This window comes from Nitrospirales bacterium (assembly GCA_031315865.1).
Lineage (GTDB): Bacteria > Nitrospirota > Nitrospiria > Nitrospirales > UBA8639 > JAGQKC01.
In genome coordinates, this window is sequence record JALDRJ010000002.1 from 1847695 (window position 1) to 1873033 (window position 25339).

22 protein-coding genes and 1 pseudogene are annotated in these 25339 nt (G+C 53.7%); 7 read left to right on the plus strand and 16 right to left on the minus strand.

The window, feature by feature from the left end; genetic code table 11:
• Position 1: 1 nt before the first annotated feature.
• Positions 2-2389, minus strand: a complete 2388-nt coding sequence (locus MRJ96_08560; protein MDR4501485.1) for an autotransporter domain-containing protein — start codon at positions 2387-2389, stop codon at positions 2-4.
• Positions 2386-2613, minus strand: a complete 228-nt coding sequence (locus MRJ96_08565) for a hypothetical protein (GenBank protein MDR4501486.1) — start codon at positions 2611-2613, stop codon at positions 2386-2388. Before MRJ96_08565 ends, MRJ96_08560 begins: the two co-directional genes overlap by 4 nt.
• Positions 2614-2719: 106 nt before the next feature.
• On the opposite strand from MRJ96_08565, the gene MRJ96_08570 reads away from it, so the two are divergent.
• Positions 2720-2944, plus strand: coding sequence for a hypothetical protein (locus MRJ96_08570; GenBank protein MDR4501487.1), 225 nt, complete (start codon positions 2720-2722; stop codon positions 2942-2944).
• A gap of 597 nt (positions 2945-3541) precedes the next feature.
• Here the strand turns inward: MRJ96_08570 and MRJ96_08575 are convergent.
• Entirely contained in the window at positions 3542-3751 is a 210-nt protein-coding gene (locus MRJ96_08575) for a hypothetical protein (GenBank protein ID MDR4501488.1), read from the minus strand.
• Here MRJ96_08575 and MRJ96_08580 point away from each other — a divergent pair.
• On the plus strand, positions 3729-4055 hold the full coding sequence (locus MRJ96_08580) for a hypothetical protein (GenBank protein MDR4501489.1): 327 nt from the start codon (positions 3729-3731) through the stop codon (positions 4053-4055). The genes MRJ96_08575 and MRJ96_08580 overlap by 23 nt on opposite strands.
• On the opposite strand, the gene MRJ96_08585 is transcribed toward MRJ96_08580, so the two are convergent.
• From MRJ96_08585 to MRJ96_08595, 3 genes are all read right to left on the minus strand, one after another.
• Positions 4021-4308 (minus strand): autotransporter-associated beta strand repeat-containing protein, encoded by a 288-nt coding sequence (locus tag MRJ96_08585; GenBank protein ID MDR4501490.1) that lies wholly within the window; start codon positions 4306-4308, stop codon positions 4021-4023. The genes MRJ96_08580 and MRJ96_08585 overlap by 35 nt on opposite strands.
• Positions 4305-4805 carry an autotransporter-associated beta strand repeat-containing protein gene (locus tag MRJ96_08590; protein ID MDR4501491.1) on the minus strand — a complete coding sequence of 167 codons (501 nt, stop codon included), beginning with the start codon at positions 4803-4805 and terminating at the stop codon, positions 4305-4307. Before MRJ96_08590 ends, MRJ96_08585 begins: the two co-directional genes overlap by 4 nt.
• Positions 4806-5007: 202 nt before the next feature.
• A complete protein-coding gene (locus tag MRJ96_08595) occupies positions 5008-5907 on the minus strand; it encodes an autotransporter-associated beta strand repeat-containing protein (GenBank protein ID MDR4501492.1) in 900 nt (299 codons plus the stop codon).
• A gap of 283 nt (positions 5908-6190) precedes the next feature.
• On the opposite strand from MRJ96_08595, the pseudogene MRJ96_08600 reads away from it, so the two are divergent.
• Positions 6191-6406 (plus strand): annotated as a pseudogene (locus tag MRJ96_08600) (hypothetical protein).
• Positions 6407-7556: 1150 nt separating this feature from the next.
• On the opposite strand, the gene MRJ96_08605 reads toward MRJ96_08600, so the two are convergent.
• Together MRJ96_08605 and MRJ96_08610 are read right to left on the minus strand one after the other, a co-directional pair.
• Complete coding sequence (locus MRJ96_08605; GenBank protein MDR4501493.1) at positions 7557-8231, minus strand: response regulator transcription factor; 675 nt, start codon at positions 8229-8231, stop codon at positions 7557-7559.
• Positions 8232-8457: 226 nt separating this feature from the next.
• Complete coding sequence (locus MRJ96_08610; GenBank protein MDR4501494.1) at positions 8458-9684, minus strand: response regulator; 1227 nt, start codon at positions 9682-9684, stop codon at positions 8458-8460.
• A 262-nt stretch (positions 9685-9946) separates the two neighbouring features.
• Between MRJ96_08610 and MRJ96_08615 the strand changes: the two genes are divergently transcribed.
• Both MRJ96_08615 and MRJ96_08620 read left to right on the plus strand, forming a co-directional pair.
• Positions 9947-11413, plus strand: coding sequence for an ATP-binding protein (locus tag MRJ96_08615; GenBank protein MDR4501495.1), 1467 nt, complete (start codon positions 9947-9949; stop codon positions 11411-11413).
• Between the two features lie 90 nt (positions 11414-11503).
• Positions 11504-12700 carry a response regulator gene (locus MRJ96_08620; GenBank protein ID MDR4501496.1) on the plus strand — a complete coding sequence of 399 codons (1197 nt, stop codon included), beginning with the start codon at positions 11504-11506 and terminating at the stop codon, positions 12698-12700.
• Between the two features lie 132 nt (positions 12701-12832).
• On the opposite strand, the gene MRJ96_08625 is transcribed toward MRJ96_08620, so the two are convergent.
• The 3 genes from MRJ96_08625 to MRJ96_08635 all read right to left on the minus strand — a co-directional run bounded on the left by MRJ96_08625 (position 12833) and on the right by MRJ96_08635 (position 17135).
• Positions 12833-13972 carry a response regulator gene (locus tag MRJ96_08625; GenBank protein ID MDR4501497.1) on the minus strand — a complete coding sequence of 380 codons (1140 nt, stop codon included), beginning with the start codon at positions 13970-13972 and terminating at the stop codon, positions 12833-12835.
• 225 nt (positions 13973-14197) lie between these two features.
• The gene (locus MRJ96_08630; GenBank protein ID MDR4501498.1) at positions 14198-15823 is read right to left on the minus strand and encodes an ATP-binding protein; all 1626 of its coding nucleotides are present in this window, start codon (positions 15821-15823) and stop codon (positions 14198-14200) included.
• 415 nt (positions 15824-16238) lie between these two features.
• Complete coding sequence (locus MRJ96_08635) at positions 16239-17135, minus strand: NAD(P)-dependent oxidoreductase (protein MDR4501499.1); 897 nt, start codon at positions 17133-17135, stop codon at positions 16239-16241.
• 216 nt (positions 17136-17351) lie between these two features.
• Between MRJ96_08635 and purE the strand changes: the two genes are divergently transcribed.
• Positions 17352-17858 (plus strand): 5-(carboxyamino)imidazole ribonucleotide mutase, encoded by a 507-nt coding sequence (gene purE, locus MRJ96_08640; GenBank protein MDR4501500.1) that lies wholly within the window; start codon positions 17352-17354, stop codon positions 17856-17858.
• Positions 17859-17890: 32 nt separating this feature from the next.
• Here purE and MRJ96_08645 read toward each other — a convergent pair whose 3' ends face one another.
• Together MRJ96_08645 and MRJ96_08650 are read right to left on the minus strand one after the other, a co-directional pair.
• Positions 17891-18118: a DUF1653 domain-containing protein gene (locus MRJ96_08645; GenBank protein MDR4501501.1), complete on the minus strand. Its 228-nt coding sequence runs from the start codon at positions 18116-18118 to the stop codon at positions 17891-17893.
• Between the two features lie 24 nt (positions 18119-18142).
• Entirely contained in the window at positions 18143-18808 is a 666-nt protein-coding gene (locus MRJ96_08650; GenBank protein ID MDR4501502.1) for a TrmH family RNA methyltransferase, read from the minus strand.
• Between the two features lie 352 nt (positions 18809-19160).
• Between MRJ96_08650 and MRJ96_08655 the strand changes: the two genes are divergently transcribed.
• Positions 19161-20285 carry a GGDEF domain-containing protein gene (locus MRJ96_08655; GenBank protein MDR4501503.1) on the plus strand — a complete coding sequence of 375 codons (1125 nt, stop codon included), beginning with the start codon at positions 19161-19163 and terminating at the stop codon, positions 20283-20285.
• 15 nt (positions 20286-20300) lie between these two features.
• Here MRJ96_08655 and MRJ96_08660 read toward each other — a convergent pair whose 3' ends face one another.
• From MRJ96_08660 to MRJ96_08670, 3 genes are all read right to left on the minus strand, one after another.
• Complete coding sequence (locus MRJ96_08660; GenBank protein MDR4501504.1) at positions 20301-21278, minus strand: HDOD domain-containing protein; 978 nt, start codon at positions 21276-21278, stop codon at positions 20301-20303.
• Positions 21279-21552: 274 nt separating this feature from the next.
• Positions 21553-23442, minus strand: coding sequence for a TonB-dependent receptor (locus MRJ96_08665; GenBank protein MDR4501505.1), 1890 nt, complete (start codon positions 23440-23442; stop codon positions 21553-21555).
• 347 nt (positions 23443-23789) lie between these two features.
• On the minus strand, positions 23790-24926 hold the full coding sequence (locus tag MRJ96_08670) for a DUF928 domain-containing protein (protein ID MDR4501506.1): 1137 nt from the start codon (positions 24924-24926) through the stop codon (positions 23790-23792).
• Between the last annotated feature and the right edge of the window lie 413 nt (positions 24927-25339).

Consider the following 25339-nt stretch of genomic DNA (forward strand, 5'->3'; position numbering starts at 1 on the left):
ATTACCATGAAAATCCAATGTTTCCCGTCAGGGTGTGTGTCACCAAACGATCGCTAATTTGGGAGTAATAACTCATCCCAACTTGGTACCTCGATCCTAGGCTCCCCATAATGCTCGTTCCGAGAATCCCTCGATTCTCTCGTGGCTGGTAGGATTGAATACGAAACACGTGACTCGGAACATCAGCAAACCTGGCCGACAACTCGTAATCACTCTCAAAAATCTTTCGATTCCACCTTCCCCAGATATCGCCTATCACTTCCGTCTCTGGACCTAGGTAGACGGGTATCGCGACTCGAAGACCAAGTGATGTGCGGAATGAGTGGGCCGTAAAATCATCGACGGATAGGTTTAAAGATTGAGCGCCTGATTCAGTGCTTCCTTGTTGGTGCAGGTAGGAGTAGTGGAGTGCCAGCAATGGTTGAATTTCCATGTAATGAGAAGACCAACGATGTCCTGACTCAAGATACATGGATGCTTTATACCCATTGAATGTCGAGGCTGCCGTCCGGTCGAGCGTACCAAACGCGATATGACGTTCGTTATCGTAATGATTAAAGGCGAGCGTGACTCCGCTATCAATATACGGTGCTCCTCGTGAGAAACTGCTGTAAAGCCCCAAGAGATAACTATCGATAGTGTGAGTATTCGGCGTACCCTCGAACGTGACATTGGTGGTGGTGTATCCTCCAACTATCCCGAAGAGCCAGGAGGAGCCTAATCGTTTGTCCACACCTAACAGTACGCCTTCGTTGTGAAACTCAAAACCGGCGATGTTGGAGCCATCAGAAAGTTTCCCATAGACACCGAGTCCCTGCATCCAGAACCCAGGCTTCCATAGGGGAAACTCGCCTGTCGTGTGATGAAAGGGCGACCGATCGACCGTGCCTGGTAACCGAAATGTCCCGATGGCTTGGTCGAGATCGGTATGTCCACTCTGAGAGGTAAAGGATTGTGCTTGAAGGTCCTGCAGTGTTTGCTTCCGTCCCTGCCGTAACCCCCAAGCGCGCCGCCTCAAGGTTTGCAAATACAGATTTGTCGATGTCTCAACTGCTGAGATAAGACTTCCCTTAAATTGAGCACCTGTTCCAATCTGTCTGAATGCATCGCGCGCTTGATCGGCGTTCAGCCCCCAAAGCATATTGATAACGGAATCCATGTCGCCGGTAGCTCCGGCGCTGAGGGTGTCGAGTTTGGTCGCGACAGCTAGCTGGTTACTGGTGTCAGCAAGATCCGCAAAGTTTATGGAATTACGTGTAAGACGTAACAGTACACTATGACTGAGATGGGTTAACGTTGGAGTGAGAAATGCGAAATTGTGAGACAGAGAGCCCAGTGTACCGCTCACTCCTCCAGCCGCAGTCAGGATGGTATAGTCGGTCCCTGGGATGAAACCTGATCCCAATGGCTGAACCTCCACGATGCCACCATTGAGCGTGGCTGAACCGGTCACTTGTATCAGGTCAGAATTTCCATTGGGGTCGATTTCGACTTCATACTCGCTATTGGCCTGGCTGGTAAAGTTGCCATTGACCACTAATGTTCCTATTGAGTTTCCCGGCGCAACTTGTCCGAAATTTTCGAATGTCCCAATCTGTCCAATTCCTGAGAGCGTACCTCCTGTTTGGTTGGTGACCGGTCCTACCAGAGAACCGTTCACTTCAAGCCTTCCCGCCGAAATCGTGGTTGTTCCCGCATACGTGTTGGCGCCTGAGAGCATGACCGTCCCCGTCCCTGTTTTCGTCAGCGCACCGGTTCCGCTGAGTACGCCCGTATAGGTGCCAGACCCCGCTTGATCAAACGTCACCATCGCGTTGTTCGTGATATCCCCTTGCAGCGAGGTCGTCGTTCCCCGCAGTGTGCCGGCGCTCACCGTGGTGCCGCCGGTGAAGGTGTTGGCGCCTGAGAGTGTGATCGTCCCCGTTCCCGTTTTCGTCAGCGCACCGGTTCCGCTGAGGATGCCCGCATAGGTGCCAGACCCCGCCTGGTCAAACGTCACCGTCGCGTTGTTCGTGATATCCCCTTGCAGCGAGGTCGTCGTTCCCCGCAGTGTGCCGGCGCTCACGGTGGTGCCGCCGGAGTAGGTGTTCGCACCGCTGAGGGTTAAGGTGCCGGTGCCTTGTTTGACGAGGCTCCCGGTCTCGCTGAGGATGCCGGCGAAGGTGGTGCTGGTGGTGTCGCCGACGGTCAAGGTGCCGGTGCCAAGGAGGGCGGCCCCGGAGCCGGTCAACGAGCCGATGGTGGCGCTGACATCATTCAAGTCCAGGGTGCCGCTGGCGCCCAGGGTGACGGCACTGCCGACCCCCAGGGTGCCGCTGCCGCTGAGTTGGAGGGTGCCGGCCGTGATGTTGGTGGCGCCGGTGAAGGTGTTGGCGCCACTGAGAGTCAACGTGCCAGTGCCCTGTTTGACGAGGCGCCCGGTCCGCTGAGGATGCTGGTGCTGGTGGTGTCGCCGAGGATGCCGGTGCCGAGGAGGGCGGCCCCGGAGCCGGTCAACGAGCCGATGGTGGCGCTGACATCATTCAAGTCCAGGGTGCCGCTGGCGCCCAGGATGACGGCACTGCCGACCCCCAGGGTGCCGCTGCCGCTGAGTTGGAGGGTGCCGGCCGTCAAGGTATTGGCACCCGTGACCGTTCCCGTGCCAGTGCGCCGGTCCCGCTGAGGATGCCCGCATAGGTGCCGGACCCTGCCTGATCAAACGTGACCGCCGCGTGTTGCCTTGCAGCGAGGTCGTCGTTCCCTGCAGAAGGCCGGCGCTCACGGTGGTGCCGCCGGAGTAGGTGTTCGCACCGCTGAGGGTCAACGTGCCGGTGCCCTGTTTGACGAGGCTCCCGGTCTCGCTGAGGATGCCGGCGAAGGTGGTGCTGGTGGCGTCGCCGACGGTCAAGGTGCCGGTGCCGAGCAGGGCGGCCCCGGAGCCGGTCAACGAGCCGATGGTGGCTGACATCATTCAAGTCCAGGGTGCCGCTGGCGCCCAGGGTGACGGCACTGCCGACCCCCAGGGTGCCGCTGCCGCTGAGTTGGAGGGTGCCGGCCGTGATGCGCCGGTGAAGGTATTGGCACCCGAGAGCGTGACCGTGTTCCCGTTTTCGTCAGCGCGCCTGGGATGCTAGGTGTTCAAACGTGACCGCCGTTGCCTTGCAGCGAGGTCGTCGTTCCCTGCAGAAGGCCGGCGCTCGGTGGTGCCCTGGTTTCGACCGCTGAGGGTCAACGTGCCGGTGCCTTGTTTGACGAGGCTCCCGGCTCGCTGAGGATGCCGGCGAAGGTGGTGCTGGTGGCGTCGCCGACGGTCAAGGTGCCGGTGCCGAGCAGGGCGGCCCCGGAGCCGGTCAACGAGCCGGGTAGCGCTGTGGTACTGACATCATTCAAGTCCGTTGAGTTGCAGGTGCCGCTGGCGCCCAGGGTGACGGCACCGCCGACCCCCAACGTGCCGCTGCCGCTGTTTGGAGGGTGCCGGCCGTGATGTTGGTGGCGCGGTGGTGCTGGTGGCGTCGCCGACGAGTGCCGGTGCCGTTCGCACCGCCGGTCAACGAGGTGGTCATCATTCAAGTCCAGGACCGCTGCCGGTGACCTTGTTTGACGCAGCGCTCCCGGTCCGGCCGTCGCTGAGGATGAGAGTCAACGTGGGTGCCTTGAAGGCGGTCTCGCTGAGGATGCCGGCGAAGGCGGTGCTGGTGGCGTCGCCGACGGTCAAGGTGCCGGTGCCGAGCAGGGCGGTCAACGAGCCGATGGTGGTACTGACATCATTCAAGTCCAGGGTGCCGCTGGCGCCCAGGGCGACGGCACTCCGACCCCCAGGTGCTGCCGCTGAGTTGGAGGGTGCCGGCCGTGATGTTGGTGGCGCCGGTGAAGGTGTTGGCGCCACTGAGAGTCAACGTGCCGGTGCCTTGTTTGACGAGGCTCCCGGTCTCGCTGAGGATGCCGGCGAAGGTGGTGCTGGTGGCGTCGCCGACGGTCAAGGTGCCGGTGCCGAGCAGGGCGGCCCCGGAGCCGGTCAACGAGCCGATGGTGGTACTGACATCATTCAAGTCCAGGTGCCGCTGGCGCCAGGGTGACGGCACTGCCGACCCCCAGGGTGCCGCTGCCGCTGAGTTGGAGGGCGCCGGCCGTGATGTTGGTGGCGCCGGTGAAGGTGTTGGCGCCACTGAGAGTCAACGTGCCAGTGCCCTGTTTGACGAGGCTCCCGGTCTCGCTGAGGATGCCGGCGAAGGTGGTGCTGGTGGCGTCGCCGACGGTCAAGGTGCCGGTGCCGAGCAGGGCGGCCCCGGAGCCGGTCAACGAGCCGATGGTGGTACTGACATCATTCAAGTCCAGGGTGCCGCTGGCGCCCAGGATGACGGCACTGCCGACCCCAGGGTGCCGCTGCCGCTGAGTTGGAGGGTGCCGGCCGTGATGTTGGTGGCGCCGGTGAAGGTATTGGCACCCGAGAGTGTGACCGTTCCCGTTCCCGTTTTCGTCAGTGCGCCGGTCCCGCTGAGGATGCCGGCGAAGGTGGTGCTGAGGATGCCCGCATAGGTGCCGGACCCTGCCTGATCAAACGTGACCGCCGCGTTGTTGGTGATGTTGCCTTGCAGCGAGGTCGTCGTTCCCTGCAGAAGGCCGGCGCTCACGGTGGTGCCGCCGGAGTAGGTGTTCGCACCGCTGAGGGTCAACGTGCCGGTGCCCTGTTTGACGAGGCTCCCGGTCTCGCTGAGGATGCCGGCGAAGGTGGTGCTGGTGGCGTCGCCGACGGTCAAGGTGCCGGTGCCGAGCAGGGCGGCCCCGGAGCCGGTCAACGAGCCGATGGTGGTACTGACATCATTCAAGTCCAGGGTGCCGCTGGCGCCCAGGGTGACGGCACTGCCGACCCCCAGGGTGCCGCTGCCGCTGAGTTGGAGGGTGCCGGCCGTGATGTTGGTGGCGCCGGTGAAGGTATTGGCACCCGAGAGCGTGACCGTTCCCGTTCCCGTTTTCGTCAGCGCGCCGGTCCCGCTGAGGATGCTCGCATAGGTGCCGGACCCTGCCTGATCAAACGTGACCGCTGCGTTGTTGGTGATGTTGCCTTGCAGCGAGGTCGTCGTTCCCTGCAGAAGTCACGGTGGTGCCGCCGGAGTAGGTGTTCGCACCGCTGAGGGTCAACGTGCCGGTGCCTTGTTTGACGAGGCTCCCGGCCTCGCTGAGGATGCCGGCGAAGGTGGTGCTGGTGGCGTCGCCGACGGTCAAGGTGCCGGTGCCGAGCAGGGCGGCCCCGGAGCCGGTCAACGAGCCGATGGTAGCGCTGACATCATTCAAGTCCAGGGTGCCGCTGGCGCCCAGGGTGACGGCACTGCCGACCCCCAGGGTGCCGCTGCCGTTGAGTTGCAGGATGCCGGCCGTGATGTTGGTGGCGCCGGAGTAGGTGTTCGCACCGCTGAGGGTCAACGTGCCGGTGCCCTGTTTGACGAGGCTCCCGGTCTCGCTGAGGATGCCGGCGAAGGTGGTGCTGGTGGCGTCGCCGACGGTCAAGGTGCCGGTGCCGAGCAGGGCGGCCCCGGAGCCGGTCAACGAGCCGATGGTGGTACTGACATCATTCAAGTCCAGGGTGCCGCTGGCGCCCAGGGTGACGGCATTGCCATTGCCTAGTGCACCACTACCAAAGAGTTGTAGGGTGCCGGCGATAATGTTCGTTGCGCCAGTAAATGGATTTGAACTGCCCAGCGCGAGTGTGCCGAGACCTTGCTTACTCAATCCTCCGGTCCCCGCGATTGCTTCCGGTAATATCAATGTATAGCCGGAGCTGATATCCCACAGTGGCGTCACCACATCGACGAATAACACACCGCCCAATGCCTGGCCAGCTGTCGAGTCTACACCTCCAGCCGCGCCAGCCGTCACCGAGCTATTGGCAAAGCTTCCATCTTGGATAGTCAGGTTTCCGCCTTGTCTCACAAATATCGCCCCGCCCAAACCCGCCCCGCCCCCGCCTGTAACAAGACCACTACTGCCAGCCCCAGAGCCGGCAATCCCACCATTACTTCCTGCGCCGGCACCAAACCCTCCATCGCCACCATTGCCACCACCACCACCACCGTATCCGCCATTGCCACCATTGCCGCCGCCGCCTCCCCCAAATCCTCCGATTCCTCCAGTCCCATCGGCCCCTATGACGCCAACCCCGCCGCCGCCGCCGCCGCCGCCAAAACCACCGTCTCCACCATCTCCTCCAGTATTCGTGCCCAAGCCGCCGCCGCCTCCACCACCTCCATCGCCGCCAGCCGTCCCGTCTCCTCCCGTTAAAACATTTCCGACTCCTCCCGTTCCACCGTTAGGGGCGCCGCCTGAGCCTCCGAAATTAAGAATACCATCGCCTCCGTCACCGACTTCACCGCCGCCGCTCCCGGCTCCTCCCAGCAAGGCCGAACCTCCGTCACCCACAAGGCCGCCCCCGCCTCCATGTCCAATGGGATCCGCTGGCTGTCCCCCATCTCCACCAAGGCCGCCCCCGCCTCCAAAAACCATGTTTACTGATCCTCCTCCATTTCCACCCACGGCTGAATTTTGATCAAAGTCAACATTTTGAAGAGTGACGTTTGCACCGTCATTCACGAAGAGCCCTCCACCTGCCCCTAGGCCGCCTCCACCTCCAAGCCCTCCCGCGCCTCCTCTTGCGCTTCCATTTTCTACGTTAAAGTTTGAGATTTGAACGGTCCCTGCTCGAACAAAGAAGATGCGGTGAGCGTTATTCCCGTCAATCGTGACCTCGCCTCCAGTTGCGCCACTGGCATCAATTGTGACGGACTCATCGATTAATGGGAGCGCGCTAGATAATGTAATGGTGCCGATGGAGCCTGAGAACACGATTGAATCCGTGCCCCCTGTACTGTTGGCATCTGTGATGGCTTGTCGCAGTGAGCCCGCACCTGTATCGTTGTTGTTGGTGACGGTGAAGATTGCGGAATGACTCGTCGAGGGAATGAGGAACCAGGCAACGCATAAAAGATTCAGTACGGCAATCCGTAATTTCTGAGAAAACCGCAAGGTGAACACCTCTTGTTGCTGTATTGAGTATTGCCGTATTGACCGAATTCTTTGGCAGGGGGACGCCCAAGATCAGTCGATACGTGTTTGGAAATTCTCTCAATCAGAATCTAGGTGGCAGTGTCCCTGTGTAGAGATGAAGGAATACAATGAATGAAAGAGAGGGACTCCAACTGACAATATGAATGATGGAAGATAAACGGAGGTATGAAGACTTGGGCTTGCGCAAGATCAATGAGATCTCTGGTCGAATCGGCTGAACACGTCTGACGACAAATAGAAATTATGGAGGAACGTCTCCCGAGATTGCTGATAAATTCACCGAAAAAATGTGTTGATAGTTCGTACGGTTCGATTTCTTTCCTTGAAGAGAAATCTTTTTACGAGACACGCAATGTAGTGCTGATGAAGAGTTTTCTTCATCAGTTTGCATGAAAGGCGAAGAACGTTCTTTAATCTAATTATGGCGGTTCTTTGCTATGTGATGTAGAGGCTATCGGGCAGGTGTGGCTAGTCCATTGCTCTAAGTTTGACTAGTCCATTCTCTTAAGTTTGATAATTTAGGATTTACTGCTTAGAAGTTTCCCTGATCCTATCAGTGAAGCAATTTGACTCCGTCGAGTGACGTGCAGCTTGCCGAACAGATGCGAGATGTAGTTTTTGATTGTTTTCTCACTCAAATTCAGATTCTCCGCGATTTCTTTATTCGTGAGTCCCTGTGCAATCATGACGGCAATGTGTTTTTCTTTTTCGGTCATTGTCTCCATGCTTGATTGGTCATGATGCCCGGCGTTCGAACGCCACTGCGCTTCCTGCAAAAGCAGGTCGGAGAGATTCGACGAAAGTACCGGTATCCCTGTGTGGAGTAATCGAAGACATCTGATCAGCTCCGCGGCTTTGATATTTTTGAGCATGCAGCTGGTATCCTCCATGTGAGAGACTGTCAGGAACACCTGTTTTTCTGCGCTGCACGCCAGCAACATGAATTTGGCATGAGTATACCGCTTAGCGAGCTGTCGATATGTTTTTAGAGGATTGACGTTTTCTGGAGAGATCGCCCAGATCAGAATGTCGACCGGCTCTGTCGACTTCGCGGATAGTGAATCTTCCGGTGTGTCATATTCACAGGCAATCTCAAATTCGGCTGTTTTTTCAAGGACCGTACGCATGCCTGTGCGCATCAATTCGTTTTCATCGATCAAGATAAGTCGAATGCGTTGAGGGTTTTTGCTCATCAGGAGTATTGAGTCTATTTTGTGAACAAGAGATAGCAGGTTCGGCGTGAGGACCACTCATCTGTGAGAACAGGGATGTTCTACGAAAGATGATGGTGTAAGGCCTTAGCCAGACTCACCAAGAAAATGACCATACGTTGAATGTGGAATCTTAGAATGTCAGGTCGCTATGTTGCAAGATGCGTCGTGGATCGATACGTATGATGCAAAGGATTGGGGTATGCCACTATGATTTTTTGGCCGTACCGGCCTCTGCGAGTTCTGACTCCAGGGGCTGGGTTTCGGGAACCAGGGCTTGAACATGCTCGTTAATGTTTCGCATTTTGTGAAAATTCTTCAAACGCGAGATTAAAAGCGGAGTCGTTTCGAGTCCTTTCGGCACCAATAATGTGCCTTCCGTATCGCGCACTTCTTGCGCCAGAAGCATGTAGGGTTTCAGGTCGTCTAGATGAACGCGTTGCTCGATGTAGGTCACTTCAATGACACATGTCTGATGAAAACTCTCAAGGATGGCGGGGTCATACCATCCTTCTCGAAGACTCAGTTGTTTGACGGCTTCGGCGTGGTCAATCCCACGGCCGATCAGCGCGTCATAATCCAGGGCAATTCTCAAAATTCGAGATCCGATCGGAATCTCGTCGCCTTTTTTCCCGTCTCGTGGACATCCTCCCCCATCAAACAATTTCTCCTGCGATGCGACCATTCGAGCCACTTCCTCCATTCGCGGGATTTTCCTGAGCAGGTCGAAGGCAATGAGCGGGTGTTGGGCGAATAATTCATATTCGTCTTTCGTGAGCGATTCGTCCATATGGACCTTTTGCATGATGGTTTCCGGAATAATCACACATCCTATCTGCGACAGGATGGCCGCCATCTCGTACATCCAAATGTCCGGAAGGTCTAATTGAGCCGCGGTCAGCTTAACACTCCGTTGAATGCGGGATGCACGACTAAATGCTTCGGGGTTGAGTAGGGATAAAATTTCCCCAAGCACTCGAATACAGCCATTCAATGTATCTTTCAATAGCTCGGTTTGCGCCATGACCAGACGATATTGTTCAACGCCTGCCCGTAAAGCTGGAATATAGATTTCTGGTCCACAGGGCTTCTCGATAAAACGAAAGATGTGGCCATCGTTCACGGAATCAATCGCCGTCCGCATATCGGCATTGCCTGTCAACATCATACGAGTGGTGTCAGGTGCAAGTTTTCGAAGTTTCCCCAAGAATTCGACACCATTCATCCCCCCCATTTGCATGTCACTGACGACGACCGCAAAGGGTCCTTTTTGGCTGACGATTTCCAGTGCTTCTTCTCCACTTAATGCCGCTTCAATCTCGAATTCGTTTCGGACGTTTCTCTTGATTCCTTGGATGAGCGAGAGCTTATCGTCAACGATAAGAATTTTAGGGATAGTAGGTGTGTCGTTCATGGCCGTTGCTGGTGGTTCCATATTTTCTTTGATTGCTGAGATATCTATACGTTCCGTTAAGAGTCGTTTCGCTCGGTAGACTGAGATTCCTTTTAACGCTTTCGGGTTTAAAGAAGAAAAACTTGAGAGCGTCTGCTCACGAGAGGAGGCACGATCACCTCACAAGAGGAGTCTGCCAGCGTTCGATTTTCTGGCTTTCTGACGTATGCCTAAGACTTTAATTTACCCTGCAATAGGCCGATAGAGAACGAAGACCATGTAGTGTCTTTCCTGGAGTTGTTCTATGAATCAGAGTCCTTTTTGTCCACGAATCCTCGTCATCGATGAAAATCGAGATATTCATGATGATTTTAGGAAGATTCTTGGCCATGACCAATCCCAGGTGGTCTCCTTCGATGCATTCGATGCGTCCCTATCCGACGATACCGCTACGGTTACTCATGAACAGACCCTCTCGTTCGATCTACAGTTTGCTCAACAGGGAGAGGAAGGCTTTGAAATGGTCAAGCGCGCCATTGAAGAGGATTGTCCATTTTCATTGGCATTTGTCGATAAGGAAAGGTCCCCTGGGTGGGATAGCCTCGAGACCATTTCGCATATTCTGAGGGTTGATCCCAAAATTCAGGTCGTCATCAGTTCAGCCTATTCCGGTTATCTTTGGAGCGATATCGTTCAGCGCCTGGGCATTCTTGATAATCTGTTAATCATCAAAAAACCCTTTGATGAGGTCGAAATCCTACAATTGGCCCATGCGTTGACCAAAAAATGGTCGCTTCAAAAAGAAAACGACGCCTCGTTCGCGGTGCTTGATCATGTCATCCAGGAACGGAGCAGTGAGTTGGAAGAAGCCACGTTCCATCTGAAGCAAGAAATCGAACAACGTAAACACATCGAGGTCGAGCTTCGATTGGCGCATAAGCTGGAGTCAGTCGGGCGATTGGCGGCAGGGGTCGCTCATGAGATCAACACGCCGACACAGTTTATTGGTGACAATCTCTGCTTTCTGAAAGACGCCTTGGCCGACATTTTTCGTCTCATCCAAGAATTCCATGTTCTCTTGGAGGCCCTCGGAAAACGTGAGGACTTCTCCGATCTGACGCGACACGTTCACCAATGTATGGACGATATTCAACTGCCGTACCTCGTCGAAGAAATTCCGAGAGCCGTAACAGACGCCTTTGCGGGAAATTCACATGTCGCCGACATCGTCGGCGCGATGAAGGAGTTCTCGTATCCTGGGACCAAGATCAAGGAACAGACCGATCTCAACGCCCTGATTCGGAATGTGATTCTTGTGGCCAGTAATGAGTGGAAACATGTCGCGTACCTCGAAGCTCATCTGGATCCCTCCCTTCCGGCTATTCCTTGCTTGCCCCAGGAATTCAGACAATGCATCTTGAATCTTCTCGTCAATGCTGCGCATGCGATTTCGGCGCTTCACACGGGGGGAGGAGAAAGGGGCACGATCGTCGTTACCACGCAATTGAAAGACGAAATGGTCGAAGTCACCCTGTCTGATTCTGGGGTTGGTATTCCTGAAGAAATTCAGGATAAAATTTTTGATCCCTTCTTTACGACGAAACCTGTTGGCAAGGGGACGGGGCAAGGCCTGTCTATTGTCCATTCGATCATCGTCGATAAGCTGCGTGGCCGGCTCTCGTTTCAAACCGCGAAGGAGAAAGGTACGACATTTGTGATCACGTTGCCAGTCAACGCGATATCAGAACATCTCTCCGTTGCGATGGTTTGACCAAAACGTCATGTCTCTATACGTTCAAGATGTCGGAAGGCCTTGTCTGTTCTCGATTCATCGAAGGACAGGCTATTGGAGATTCCTGAGATGAAACAACAGGTCCTTTTCGTTGACGATGATCCGTCAATTCTCCGAGCCATGCAACGAGTCATGCGAACGCTCCAGGATGATCTCGATATGGAGTTCAAGGCCAGTTCCAAAGAGGCCCTGCAAGTGATGGAGCATCGCCGATTTAATATCGTGATCTGCGATATGCGGATGCCTGGGATGGATGGCCCGGATTTTCTTGGTGAAGTCAAGGCTCGGTTTCCTGAGGTCGTTCGCATCGTCCTCTCTGGTCACTCGGACGACAGTATGGTGTTTCGAGCGTTAGAGTCGACCCACCAATATCTGGCGAAACCTTGTAGCGCGGAGACCGTCAAGCAGACGATTCATCGTGCCTGTGAGATGCAGGCCTTGCTCACGGATGAGAACTTAAAACGGGTCGTGACCGGCGTGAATCGCTTGCCGAGTCTTCCTAAAATTTATGCCCAACTCGTCGAAGAACTCCGAGAAGATCGCTGTGATCTGGAGCGAGTTGGAGAGATCATCGCGCAGGACAGCGCGCTGTCCATTAAAATTTTACAACTCGTCAATTCGGCTTTTTTTGGATTGTCTCGTCCGATTTCAAACCCCGCCGAAGCGGCGAATCACCTGGGTCTTGATACGGTAAAGACGTTAGCGCTGGTGGTGGAGGTCTTCGAGGCGTTTTCAATCGACCATGTTTCGACATTCTCGATGGACGCCTACTGGAAGCATTGCTTGAGAGTGGGGTTTCTTGCCGGAGCCATCGCCAAACACGAAGGTGGAGATCTGTTGCTCCAGGATCAATCCAAAATGGGTGGAATGTTGCATGATGTCGGAAAGCTGATTCTCGCTTCGTTTGTGCCTGAAGAGTATCAACGTATCCAAGAAGTCGTGATGGCTGAGTCGGTACCTGAATGGCAGGCAGAGGAGCAAATTCTTGGCACGACCCATGCGAGGATTTGTGGATATCTCCTTGGGACATGGGGATTGCCGATGGGCATCGTAGAATCCGTCCTCTATCATCACCAGTTAGATCAACTCTCCGTGGAAACGTTTTCTCCCCCTATTGCGGTTCATGTCGCCAATGCGCTCACCCATGAAGAGGATGGCGTTTCGCCGCAAGACCACAAACTTGACGAAGAAACCTTGGGTCGAATGGGCCTGCTGATGAAGCTTGATGACTGGAGAGGCCTAGTTCAGAAACCACTCACAGAATAAACAATCTGCTGATAAGGATTTTTATGATGGCGAACAGACTTCGTGACAGCGATGCCGTGGGTGGACGTTCTGTTTGGTGGTATCCTCAGCCTCAGCCTTGAGCGTGACGGGATCAGCGGTTTTTGGCGAAGCTCATGTCGTCACCTGTTCTTCCTGCGTCACCACGGCGATCGGTTCTTGTATCGGACACCATTTCGTCCGTTGCGAAAGCCAAGTAATCATCCATTCTGAGAGATCTTGCCCCTTGGCGACGAGGGTCTCGCCCTGTTCGCTGAAAATACCTTCGGCGAGGACCATGTGGGGTTGAAGGGCAGATAAGGGAAGTTTTGAGATAATATGTCGTTGGTCAGGGACAAAAAGCTTTTTTAATGATTGCATGACTGCAGGGTCATACTTTTCCTGATTATCAACAAGGTGTTCATAGGCCTGACCTCTCGGCATATCTTGCATGCGGAGCCTATCAAAGTCGGCTGCGACTTGGAGAAGTCTTGCGCCAATGGGGGGGTGCTCTCGCGTCTGTGATTGGCTGGCGCACTTCACGTCATGATGGTGATGATCTTGGTACGATAAAATTTCCACGACATCTTCCAATCGAGGAATATTGGCTAACACCTTGGCTCCGATGAATGGCGGCTTCTGGGTAGACTCTGTTTGAGAGATTGGATGGCCATTGGCATCTCCAGAAGATGGAGCCATTTCAATGCAATCCATCTGAGAGAGCAGTGCTGCGATTTCGAATTTCCAGCTATTTTCAAGCCCGAGATCTTTGGAAAATTCTTTGACATACCGTCTGAGTCGATTCGCTCGACCCATTGCTTCGGGATTCACCAACGCAAGGACCTCGATTAATGCCTTGACACTTCCTGTGAGCGTCTGTTCGAGCAACTCTTTCTCGGCACGCACCAACCGATATTGTTCAATCCCGGCCTGTAATGTCAGCTTGAAGTCCTCTATCGAGCACGGCTTGGTCAAAAATCGAAATATCTGCCCACGATTGACCGCATTCATGGCGATCTCGAGATCGGCAAACCCTGTGAGGATCACGCGAATGGACTCGGAATCGATCTTCGTAACTTCTTCAAGAAACTGAACCCCGTTCATGTCCGGCATCGCATAATCTGACACGATGACGGCAAACGGACCGTTGGACCGAACGACTTGCAGCCCTTCAGCTCCCCCACCGGCGGTATGGATTTCATAGTGTTCCCGTAAATGGCGGACAAATCCGTTGACGACCTTGGGCTCATCATCAACGAGCAAGAGCTTTTCCATTTCTGCGATTCTCCCTTATCGAGTGCTGAAGGTCTTCGTGTGGCCGTCCGTATTCTGCATGGCGATCGCATCGACGTCCATGGACGCCCTTCTCCTGGCAATTTTATCGGTTGTTCTCTTGGATACCCTTAGGCACGTTCACTCGACAACCGCTCGTTTTTTTCGCTTATTGTCTCTTGTTTTTTGAAGATTCCAGGCTTCTTGTGCGAAGTCTTCTTGCCCTGCTCAGGTAGTGACATCTTCTGTTTTGAGCGGGAGGTGAATAATAAACGTGGTGCCACTTCCCACTGCTGTTTTTACGGTAATGCGGCCTTTATGTTTTTGAACGATGACATCATGCACGATAGCCAATCCCTGGCCTGTCCCTTTTCCCACATCTTTGGTCGTAAAGAACGGGTCAAATATCCGATCGCGAATCTTTTCCGGAATACCGGTCCCGCTGTCCTGGATGCGCAATTCTACCCAATCCTCATGCTTTCTTGTCTGAATGATAATCCGTCCCTTGGGACCTTCTTGGTTCCCGTTGGCTTCCTCGATGGCATGGGCCGCATTCACGATGAGATTGAGTAATACCTGATGAAACTCTCCAGGTAATGCAGGTATCTTCGGCAAGTCGGGGGCCAGATCCGTCTGTACGTCCGCGACGTATTTCCATTCATTGCGGGTTACGGTTACGGTATTGGTAATGGCATGGTTCAAATCAATGGTTTTCTTCTCGGCTGTCCCGGGATGGGAGAATTCTTTCATCGCGCGGACAATTCGGGAAACGTTTTCCGTGCCCTGTAATGCATCGGCGAGGGCTTCAGGTATTTCTTCTTGAATCTGTTTCAGGTCCGATGCTGATAATGGGGAGGGCGGTTGAGGTTCGGGGGATTCGCCGTGAGGCGTCTGAGCCTTGGCTTCAATCTCCGCGATGGCCCAGGAAAGTTGTGAGGAGAGTAAGGCAAATTGGTCTTTCAGGAAGAGCAGATTGTCGCCTATGTATTGCATCGGGGTATTGATTTCGTGCGCAATGCCGGCCGCGAGTTGGCCGATCATTTCCATCCTCTGGGCGAGCGTCAGTTGCGCCTCCAGCTCCTTGCGCTCTGAAATATCTAGTCCCATGATTAATAGCCCCTCGGAGACTTCCTGTTCATTCGTGATTGATGTGACGGTTAAATCCAAAAATCCGTCTTTCTCCGAAGGCCGGGTAAAGAGAATATCCTTGATCTGTCTCGATCTCCCTTCTTCGAGGCATTGAGTCATGGTCGGGCAGAGGATATCCCAATTGAGGGAGAGCAGGGTTTCATCGAAGGCACGGCCTGTCGCGGTCTCCGACTTGACGCCAAAGGCATCTTCTGCGAGGCGGTTCCATCTCGTGACCTGAAATTTTGTATCGACGCCGATGAGAATGGCTGGGATCGCTTCTAAGATATTGGCATTTTCAGCGTGAGCGACTCGCAAATGTTTTTCAGCATTTTTTGCGAGTACCCTGTCTTTCTCCGCGTGTTCCATCATAGTGATGGCTGCCTCTTGGGAGGCTTGTAGTTCTCGGATGAGCTCATTCACTTTATCTTCCATGGTGGCCATGAGTGTTTTTAAGATTGTCAGTACTGATTTGGTCTGACCGCGAGCTTGTCTGAGAGCTTGATTTTTCGATTCGAGTTCATGACTTTTTCGTTTGAGGCGACCGTTCATCACGGACATTATCAGGATGCCACCAACGAGAAAGATCGTTCCGCCTATCAAGGCGACGATGCTTACTATGGAGGTGTCCATTGAATGGACCAGCATACCCATCTGTTGGGATGCAGTTGTAATGGGTACTCCAGCCATCGCGGAATCGTGAATGAATGAGATTGCCAATCCCATGCGTATGGCGCTCCTCCCTATCTTCCAGGTTTTTTGATGAGAGGCGGACTTCTCATGTAAGCCGCATTTGACTCGAATTGCCAACCACGTTATGAAAACGGCGAGGCTGCCTAGCTCAATCATTGGGGGCTCTGTATTGAAATCTGGTTCATCAGGCCGGGATTGCCTTCAATGAGAGAATGGCATGGGTTGTGGTTTGCCCCGAGCGGCGTAACATGGGTCAATTTCTTTTCTTTTGTTATCGGATGATCGGAATCTCGGCTTAATGACTCAAGTCTGATTACAGAAAGTCAATTTCCAAAGAGTCGATATGGCAGGGTAGGCAAAGACGTCGAATAGGGACGACAAGCCGTCATGGAAAGGCACGTGGAAGAAGGTTAATGAGAAAGAATGGAATCGGATAGGGAGGTTCGTTTTAATCACACCGACTTTTAAAGGTAAGTTCTGCGACGGCTGATTTGTCGAGGTCGCCTTTCCCACGTTGAACGAGGCGCGTGTATTGGTCCAGTGTGGCCTGGGCAAGCGGAAGCGAAAGTCCGGCCTCTTGTCCGAGGCGAAGGGCAATGCCTGAGTCTTTGGCCGCATGTGCGGCTGAAAAATAACATTCGTGGTCGCGATTGATCATGTCTTCTCCATCCGTTTCCAGAACGCGTGAAGCCGCGCCGGTTTGAGCAAACACTTCCCGTAACATCGTGAGATCTAAGCCGAGAGCCTCGCCCACGCCTAGCCCTTCCGCAAGGCCAGCCGTGTTGATGTTCATGACCATATTGACCAGGGCCTTTACTTTGGCGGCCTCTCCGGCACGGCCAATATGACGGAGTGCCGAACTCATGGATTGCAGTAATGTTGATGCGCGTTGAAAGGCGTCAGGCGTTCCTCCACACATCAGATAGAGAGTACCTTCCCGTGCTTGGGTAATACTGCTTGCCATACAGGCTTCCAGGCTTTGCCCGCCCCGCTGGCCGACCAATGCCTCGATTTCAACGTGTACGGGAGGAGAGATCGTGGCGCAATTGATGAATAAACGATCGGACGCATGCGTGAGCAAGCTGTCTGTCGAGTCCGGGTTGAAAATGTCGCGCGTGGCCTGATCGTCGCTCACGACGGTGAGGATCGTGTTCGAACTTTCTGCGACCTGAGCCGGAGTCTGGGCCAGTTGGCATCCGAGTTCCTGAGCTACTTTTGTCGACGCCTCGAGATTCCTGTCAAAAATGGCCGTCAGCTTATATCCATGGTCGTGAAGCCGGCGGGCCATATTGGCTCCCATTCGACCGACTCCGACAAACCCGACTCGAAATTCATGTTTCTGCATGGCGCCGTTCTCCTTTAGCGTCCTCACCAGGGATGAAAACTTCCTCACTGTACGTGCTGATCGAGTTGATAGTGTGTACCATGAACCCTGGTGGGTTGTCAGCGAAGAGTCCAGCAAAAAGCTCAGGCAGGAGAGTAGATCTTTCATACAGGATGCAGGTATGGTACTTTCTCTCCCTTGACTTTTTATGAACCTCAAAATGTGAGTAAAGGTGTGATGGCTCAAGAAACTCAATCCTCGTCTCCTCAGGTAGCGATTTTGATGGGGAGTCGAACTGATCTCGAAACCATGAATCATGCGAGTGATATGTTGAAAAAACTCGGGATTTCCTATGAAGTACGAATCTTATCGGCCCATCGTGCAACGGATGCCCTTCTGGACTATGTCGGTCAGGCAGAAGAACGTGGCATTCAAGTGTTTATCGCGGGGGCTGGTGGGGCAGCGCATTTAGCCGGTGTTATCGCAGCCAAGACGATTCTTCCCGTCTTGGGAGTTCCGATGCAGTCCAAGGCCTTGCAAGGCATGGACTCACTCTTGTCCATGGTGCAAATGCCCAAAGGCATTCCCGTTGGGACCTTGGCGATCGGGAATGCTGGAGCGGCCAATGCCGGCTTGCTTGCCGCCGCGATTATCGCGTTGTCGGATAGCGGGGTCCGTGATCGCCTGAAGGCCTTCCGGGAAGAACAGACCCAAAAAGTCTTAGCCGATCAGATCGCGGATTGATCGGTACAGATGAATTGATATCCGTCTCGTCACTACATTGTCCCGTCGCCGTCTTCCTCGAGGCGTTGGAAACGAGGTTGGCGTACACCTGCTTTCTCGATCTCCTCTTCGAACATGTGTTTGGGCCTGACCCATAGTCCATGGTCTCCGTACAGGGCCCGGTACACGACGAATTCTTCTTCGGTTTCCGTATGTTTGGCGCATCCAAGCACCTGATAGTCTTTTCCTTTGTAATGTCGATACCGTCCGGGGGTGATCATAAGCTTCTTCTCCTTAACGACTTGTTAGAGGGGAAAGCGTTGGCGGTAGGTAAACAGGGCGATACTCAACGCTGTTGCCGCATTTAAGGAATCGAGCGTCGGTGCCTGTGGAATCGTGAGCGTTTGTTGAAACGCGCCATTCGGCAATCCCAGTCCCTCTTCACCGACGAGCAAACGAATATGTTCAGGACATTCCCATGTCGATATATTTTCTCCGTTCAGGTCTAACGCGACGATCCATTGGCTGATTTCAGGTTTCAGGAGCTCAGCAATGGCCGGCCCCGCATAGAGAGCCTGATCGAAGGCCATCCCGCTGGATGCTCGAATGGCTTTCGGGTGAAAAGGATGGGCGGCTTCTTTCAGTAAGATCAGCCTTTGCACGCCAAAGGCGGCGCAGCTTCTCATAACCGTTCCAAGATTATTGGGGTCGCCGAAAGGGCAGAGCACTTCCAGGCCATCAGGGGGACGGGAAAGGCTCGCGGACGGATATTCAGGAGCATCACAGATCAAAATCGGGGAGGCCGTCCCGACGATATCAATCCGTTGAAACAGCGTAGCGTCCAGTCGAAATACCGGGAGATGCTGAGGAAGTGGCAGTTCTTGGAGAGACGTGGCAGAGCAGAGAACCTCGCGGCATCGCGAGGGATGTCGGTCGAGAATTTCTCGAACGATTCTTTTACCGGATACCATACATTGTCCGTACCTTTTGATCCCTTTGCTCTCATGAAGCGATATCCAGCGCTTGAAGTGGACATTCTGCGTACTGCCAATCAGGGGTCGTGAAGGGGACAAAGACATTAGGTATGCGAACGAAGAAACACGGCTGAGGATTGAACGGCCCCCACATGCACTTCACATCGTGTATGCCTGAGGAATGAACGACAATGTTCAATATTTTAACAGAACCGGTATTCAGAAACTGATGTTTTGGCCGATAGAGATCTATAGCCGCATGTGTACCTGGTTGAGACGTCCCATGCGAAATCATCTCATGATCAATCATCATGAGGCCATCAGCGAGTGTGATTGGTAAGGAGGGGATATGTTTAAACTGTGGTCTGGGGAGGACAGGAAGGAACAGTCCACGACCATGAGCATGGACAAGGCTCAAGAATCATCGGTCACGAGTCGGGATGATCAGGCGACAGAAGCGTTGGCCAAGATCATGCGGATTTTTGGCCGTCATTCGTTTGAACTTGACTCTATGGGAGTGGGTGAAATTGAGAAGGAATTTGAGCGATGGGCAATGCATGTGCTTGTGGGGACTCCTGTTGTCGAGGATGAAGAGGCTCCGAATGACGGGCGACGGAACTGGGGCGAACTCAACCGGTTTGTGAACACGCATCGACAGCATGAAAAACAATACGTGACCGACAGTATGGGAGACTTGCGAGACGTGCTATTGACCTTCACGCAAACGGTGGTCCAGGCCGTGGTCGAGGATAAAGAAACCGATCGGCAGATGGTCAAACATATCGATGAATTGCAAGTGGCCGCGGCGACAAGCTCTGTGACGGAGATGAAAAAGGCGTTGCTGAGCGCCGTCCATGGCATTGGCCAAGCCATGGAAGAACGAAAGGTGCGGCAAAAGACACAAGTAGAAACCCTTGGCTCAAAGCTTCAAAAAGTTCAGGCTGAATTAGGGCAAGCTCGCAAGCAGATGGAGTTGGACCCCTTGACGCAACTCTACAATCGAGCAGCCCTGGATACCCAGTTAGAACGAATCGTCAGTCTCAGTATGCTCTCCGGGTCAGCAGCCAGTTTGTTCATGATCGACATCGACCATTTCAAACGAGTCAATGACACGTATGGGCATCGTGCAGGGGATGCCGTGTTGCAGCAATTTGCGGAGCGTATGGTCTCGATCTTCTTGAGAAAGTCTGACTTTCTGGCTCGGTATGGCGGGGAAGAAATGGCCGTCTTACTCCAGGGCGATGGATTGGAGGTGAGTCAGCGCATCGCCAGTCGCTTATTGGAAGCGATCCGGAGCCGGCCATTCATTCATGAAGGAACCGAGATTTCGGTTACCGCCTCGATAGGACTGGCTGAGCTGATTCCGGGAGAGCCGCCTGGCGCGTGGGTTGAGCGGGCCGATCGCGCCCTGTACCAAGCCAAAGAAACGGGACGTGATCGGCTGTGCCTTGCATCGGGAACGGTGGTCGTCTGAAGATGGGCCTGAAGTTTATGTGACGGGCTCAGGCTGTGATTCGCACGATGCGTCGGGAGAAAGAATGTTTGCCGAGATCTGTACCGGTCGTACGATGTCTTCCTGACGACCGATATGGACTTGGAAAAAGCCGGAAATGTCTGAAAGTCCATCTGGAATGAGACTGATGATGCCTTGAACTTCAACGGGATCTAAATCCAGCCACTCTTTGGCCGAATTTGCCGCTATTTCGGTCGTTTGGGCGAGGTTCTTCGGATAACACCATAGGTCCGCCAGTTGGCTGGCAAGCGCCACACACCGTATTATGCACGCTTCTTCTTCTGATTGACAGGTCCATGCCAGTGGATCATGGCTCGCCTTGATGGCAGTGTGATATTCCTCCGGAAGTTCCCAGGTCATGGCAATCCAACTTCCTACTTCAGCGTGATCACAGCCAAAGTGTGTTTTCTCCAAACCTGCAAATTCTAGGTGACTATCTTGCGCGTTTTCCATCAAGTCGCGCATGACGTGCGGGTCGACTCCATTGAGGGCTAAGAGGCCGATATCTTGTAGAAGCGAGGCAAGGAAGACAAATTCAGGGTCTGCTACGTTATGCCATTTAGCGATGGTGCGTCCCGTGATGCTGCTAATTATCGAACGGCGCCAAAATGTCACATGATCAATCCCCGATGAATTCGGTCGTTCGATGTCTCGACAGAGGCGGTAAAAGCAGAATGACAAGGCTAAGGAGCTGACGGCATCCATCCCTAGCAGGGTAATAGCTTGGACGATGCCCGTGACTTTATGCCGGGCTCCACCATAGTAGCTGGAATTCGCGATTTGCAAGAGGCGTGCGACAACCGCTGGATCTTGACTCATCAAGTGAGCGAGCTGCTCGACCTCGGTGTTTTCGTCTCGGCACATCTTCATGATTTGAGAGGCGATCGGAGGCAAGGGGGGAAGATGCAACGATTTCCTGAGGCGCGCGAAAAGAGGCGAGTCGGCGTTCGTCATCGTACCTGAATCGTTCTTGAGTTCGTGTGAAGATCTGGAGTTTTGTTTGCAGCTAGCACTCAATGTGTTGCCCTCCGCATAAGATCAAAGATTGCATCGGCATGCCTTCTATTACATTTCGGAGAAAAACGTGAAGCCTTAAGAACGTTTTTGTAGGCTGAAAGTATGAGTCATTGCCGGGGAATACCTCATGTTTGTGGAAGGTGGCGTAGGCAACTGTTCGTTGTCGATCAGAAGGGGGCGCGTGATGCCGCCGCAAAGGGAAGGCCGGAGATCAACGGGCGTAGGTCAATCCAAAGCGAAAGGTGATTCCAGGAGCTTCAAAACCCAGGAACTCTTCATAATGCGAATCCGTAAAATTTTCCAGTACGCCAAATAGGCTCCATGCGGAGGTTGGGCGATAGGTCATCGTGAGGTCAGATTTGACATACCCTGGCGCTCGATCGTCTTGTGTGGGAATCTGTAAGTCAAACCGCTGTCCAACTGCTCGGATTTGGGCGCGAAGGGTCCAAGAGGGGGAGGGTTCGGCAAGAAGAATCACTCCCCCGCTCCATGTCGGACGATTGCGAAGATGGTCAGAAGTCCCTTGAATATTGGTGTCCAAGTACGTCATGAATCCTTGAATCGAGTATCCCGTCAAAGGGCTCAGGCTTGCGGCTAGTTCAATGCCTTGCGTATGCACGGTCCGTAGATTCACGAGTTGAAAGATGCCCATCCGTGCCAGCGTCGGCTCTAAATCGATCAACCGGGAAAAGGTATTCCGAAAATACGTCAGCTCTACTTGGCCCGAGTATTGGGCAAAGCTATGTTGAACGCTCACGTCCCAGCCTCGACTCGTTTCAGGTCTCAAGCGGCTATTGCCGATGAACGGATCTCCCAGACTGGCCATGCTCGGTAGCTTGAACCCTTCACTGTAGCCGGCCCGTAGGCGTGTTGTGGGGGTAGCCTGATAATTGAAGCCGACGCGGGGACTCAGCTCGGTTTCAAAGCCTTCCGGAATATCGACTCGCAGACCACCAGTCATCTGAACATCATCGGACAGTGTTGCCGAGAGTTCAGCGAAGAAGGCGCTGGTCGATCGGGTATTCTCAAAATTGGATCGTTGATTGCTGGGCGCGCCTACCGCCGTGAGTTCTTGATTTCCCCGGCGTTTTCCGATTTCAATCGTCTCCTGCATGCCGACGGCCACTGACCATTCTGGAATCAGCGTCACCGAATGGATCCATGTCGGTTGAATGCGCGTGTACGTGGTCCGGGATGTGTTGGGAGGAATACCAAACAGCACCGGAGTCGCTAAGACGCCAGGATTGTCACTGTCCTGCGTGCGCCGGAAGAGATTAACGGAAAGAGCCTGTTTCCATTCAGGGAGAAGCTGATGGTCAAGGTGTAAGCCAGACACCAGTTCGGAGGTATTTCGTCTTTCGGTGTCTTGGAGAAAAGCCAGACGCGACCCTCCACTTCCTTCAGGAAACGCTCGTGAGTGCGTATGGGTGAATTTCCCGGTCAGACGGACATCAATTGGAAGATCATCGAGCCAATTGATATGCCAACCGACAGTTCCTAACTGAAATCGGTCGTGCTTGACCTCTTCATCATTCCGTGTGTGAGAGAGCGAGAGCGCATATGTGGCTGGACCGATTGGCCCATTGGCTTGAAGCACTTCCCGTGTGTACCCGAAGCGGCCTCCGGCTACCCGGAGCGATTGGTGCGATTCTTCGCTTCCTTGTTGCGTGCGGATATTGATCACGCCTGAGACCGCCTCTGAGCCATAGCGCGCTGAGAGGGGGCCACGAATGATTTCGATCTGTTCAATGCGTTCTGGAGTGAGTGTCGAAAGATCGACAGACCCTCCCCGTTGATTCGTCGGGTCGTTGATCGGCACTCCATCGATCAAGACCAGCGTGAAGTTCGGGTCGCCTCCGCGAATATAGACGGAACTGATCCCACCTCGTCCTCCCATCTCATCGACGTGAAGCCCGGGGACTTGTTGCAGCAGCTCAGCGAATCGGTTGGCCTGCTGCCGTTCTATATCATTTCTCGTGATCAATCGGACACTCGCTGTCGAACGTAAGGCGGTGGTCGGAAGGACGGAGGCGGTGACGATGACGGGATCAAGCTGGGTAATCTCAGGTTCTTGAGCTTCAGAGCCCGAGGCAACTCTCACGAACAACAATGTGGCGAAAATGACGAAAGAGAGTGCAGAGAAAAACACTTGAGTATGGCTAAGGGATGCACGATCGTGACAGCGGTGCATAAAACGTGAGTGACTATAGCGAACCCAAAGACGTTTCAATCGGCAAATATGACAAACTCCACGCGTTACGATGTTGTCTCAAACGGAAGGTGATACCCGCTTGGATGTTCTGACACACATGGATGTTTCTCTCACGTCTTGCAAAGCCAAGGCGTGCAGGGGCGCACTGTATCGTTTCGGTATTACTGAAACGGCTATACGACACAAGTTTACGGAAGAATGAACAGCTGGATATCGCGCACGAGATTTCTTGTGTCCTAGTGAGCCGCGATGGTGGTTCGATCGAAGTTGGCCAGCCTGTCTAAGCCTACTTGTTTAAGTAAGGAGGCGCGTTGCTCCAGAAACGCAGGATTTTTCGGGTCTGAACGAATCAATTCGGAAAGGGCCCAGAACGCGTCATACCAAAGGCCGGCATGAGCATACAGAAGAGGAGCTTCGGGCGAGGGGGGCTGTTGGGCCAAGGTCATGGGTAGCGAAGAAGTATTCTCCACTCGCTTGATGAACCCGCTCGCTTTCATGGAATTCTGTGGGGTATCGGCTAAAAGGGACACTTCCCACTGGTAGGCCACGTTTGCTAACAGTCGAATACCATAGTCTTCAAGGGACACCGAATGGACTCCAGCTTCCATGGGAGGCAACAAGCGCATGTCAAATACGACCTCGACCGCTCCCAGTTCTGTGAGTATCACGTCAATAGGATGCTCAATTGGCTCCGAGAGATGCCAGAAAAGACGGGGTTGTTCGTGGATCGTCTGCCCCAGATGATTTGGTGCGTAGACCGAAAGCAGGCTGAAGTCATCCTGGGGTATAAATAGAGAATCGGTCTGTTCTTGCAGGTCGGTCGTGGACGGAGCCTGGTAGGCCAGAGCCGGTTTCTCAAGAGCCGGCGACGGTGTTTTTCGAATCATCGGCTTCTCCACGGAGGGTAATGCAATTTCCGCGGCTGTACCTGGTTTTGAAGCAGGTGGAGTCGTTGTTGGAGCCAGGGCAATGTGTGGCATTGTTGGCGGGGGAGGCGCTTTAGTCGAGCCCACGGCCTCAAGTTTTTGCCCACCAGGGAGCAGCAAAGTAATAAAGAATTTCCCTTGCTTCGACGGCCGAGTCATCGCCATTGGGGAGAAAAGCTCATATTGTTCATGGGTTAAGGCCTCGGCATGCAGGACGATATCCATTTGTTGTCCCTCTCGTGTCAACCGTAACTCAGAATCTCCGGCGGGCTCGACAAAGTATTTTCCCGGCTCCAACGTAATGGGATGGCCATTCGGATCGCTAAAGTGTAAGGCTCGACTGAGCACGATATTTGGCTGACTGGCCCATGCGCTTTGGAACGCGAATACCAGAAGACAGAACAGGCTTATTCTGAAAAGAAATTGGCTATTTCCCGTTCGATACATGGTTGCCTCCGAATCTCACGCTCTTTAGAGAAGTCGATAGGGGCTTTTCAGCCGGTACGCAAAGAGTTTTCTATTCTAATACTAATAACCAGTCTTACACCACCATTCGAACAAGTAGTTGTCTGGCGTGAACCAGGTAGCAGTGATCCTGAGGAGAATATCCTGGGAAAGAAGCTTTATGGTGGGTGTTGAAAACGGCCCACTATGCTGAGCCGGAGAGACAAGTGCTATGGGAAGAATCATGGAAGCTTGATAAGCAGAATGTCCCCTTTTTGTGCAAGTCAAGACCCTCGTAGTATGATGATCCGCTTGTGGCCCCATGAACCTTATTGATAGCTAGGACGACTCATCTGTTATGGAGCAGAAATCCCAGGTTCAGGTGTCAGGTGACACGGGGAATATATCTGTCACTT

What these genes read in the sequence shown, in the direction of transcription:
- MRJ96_08650 (MDR4501502.1), bottom strand. Translation starts at nt 18,808, where the DNA reads ATGGTATCCGGTAAAAGAATCGTTCGAGAAATTCTCGACCGACATCCC.
- MRJ96_08655 (MDR4501503.1), top strand. Translation starts at nt 19,161, where the DNA reads ATGTTTAAACTGTGGTCTGGGGAGGACAGGAAGGAACAGTCCACGACC.
- MRJ96_08670 (MDR4501506.1), bottom strand. Translation starts at nt 24,926, where the DNA reads ATGTATCGAACGGGAAATAGCCAATTTCTTTTCAGAATAAGCCTGTTC.
- MRJ96_08625 (MDR4501497.1), bottom strand. Translation starts at nt 13,972, where the DNA reads ATGGAAAAGCTCTTGCTCGTTGATGATGAGCCCAAGGTCGTCAACGGA.
- MRJ96_08610 (MDR4501494.1), bottom strand. Translation starts at nt 9,684, where the DNA reads ATGGAACCACCAGCAACGGCCATGAACGACACACCTACTATCCCTAAA.
- MRJ96_08635 (MDR4501499.1), bottom strand. Translation starts at nt 17,135, where the DNA reads ATGCAGAAACATGAATTTCGAGTCGGGTTTGTCGGAGTCGGTCGAATG.
- MRJ96_08605 (MDR4501493.1), bottom strand. Translation starts at nt 8,231, where the DNA reads ATGAGCAAAAACCCTCAACGCATTCGACTTATCTTGATCGATGAAAAC.
- purE (MDR4501500.1), top strand. Translation starts at nt 17,352, where the DNA reads ATGGCTCAAGAAACTCAATCCTCGTCTCCTCAGGTAGCGATTTTGATG.
- MRJ96_08580 (MDR4501489.1), top strand. Translation starts at nt 3,729, where the DNA reads ATGGTGGTACTGACATCATTCAAGTCCAGGGTGCCGCTGGCGCCCAGG.
- MRJ96_08630 (MDR4501498.1), bottom strand. Translation starts at nt 15,823, where the DNA reads ATGGGATTGGCAATCTCATTCATTCACGATTCCGCGATGGCTGGAGTA.
- MRJ96_08645 (MDR4501501.1), bottom strand. Translation starts at nt 18,118, where the DNA reads ATGATCACCCCCGGACGGTATCGACATTACAAAGGAAAAGACTATCAG.
- MRJ96_08660 (MDR4501504.1), bottom strand. Translation starts at nt 21,278, where the DNA reads ATGACGAACGCCGACTCGCCTCTTTTCGCGCGCCTCAGGAAATCGTTG.
- MRJ96_08615 (MDR4501495.1), top strand. Translation starts at nt 9,947, where the DNA reads ATGAATCAGAGTCCTTTTTGTCCACGAATCCTCGTCATCGATGAAAAT.
- MRJ96_08620 (MDR4501496.1), top strand. Translation starts at nt 11,504, where the DNA reads ATGAAACAACAGGTCCTTTTCGTTGACGATGATCCGTCAATTCTCCGA.